At 48.1% G+C, this 671-nt stretch carries 1 protein-coding gene; it reads right to left on the bottom strand.

The genetic code is table 11. The annotated features are described in order from the left end of the window. On the bottom strand, positions 1 to 671 hold a 671-nt coding region (locus ACTXGO_RS15610; RefSeq protein ID WP_443575164.1), incomplete at both ends, for a BCCT family transporter.

Below are 671 nucleotides of genomic sequence, written 5' to 3'. Positions count from 1 at the left end.
GGGCCATAACCCAAAAACCAACCCCAAAAGAATACCGTCCACCAGCCAAGCCAGTCCTCATCACCGCGAAACGTCGCCATCGGAATGAAGTTTTGGACCATCGTGCCTACGCCTTGAATATAGCCATTTGTGATAAAGTTGGTTGGGCCAAAGATTAAGATAAATACCATTAGCGCGACGGCTAATATGACGTTAAAACGGCTCAATAGCTGCATACCGCGAGCCAGACCACTAATAGCCGAAATCGTATATAGAATAATCGCAAAGACAATGATCAATAGCTGAGTGATAAAAGTATCAGGAATACCAAACAGCTCATTTAGCGCATAGCTCGTCTGTAATCCCAAAAATCCAATAGGCCCAATCGTGCCCGCTGCTACTGCAATAATACAACAGGCGTCAATAATAGCGCCGGTCTGACCGGTGAGCACACGCTCACCGAACACAGGATATAACAGCGTACGCGGCTTGAGCGGTAGACCTTTGTCATAATGCAAGTGCATGACAACGATGGCGGTTAAGCTACCGACGATCGACCACGCCAAGAAGCCCCAATGCATAAAAGACTGAGATAACGCATTAAAAGCACGCTGCTGCAAATCTGGCGACTCACCATACAAAGGCGGCGCTGAGACAAAATGCGCGATAGGTTCAGCCGCTGCCCAAAACAC

It is taken from the genome of Psychrobacter sp. T6-1 (assembly GCF_052258445.1).
The sequence above is the reverse complement of the archived record's forward strand: the minus strand, read 5'-3'. Positions and strand labels throughout refer to the sequence as shown.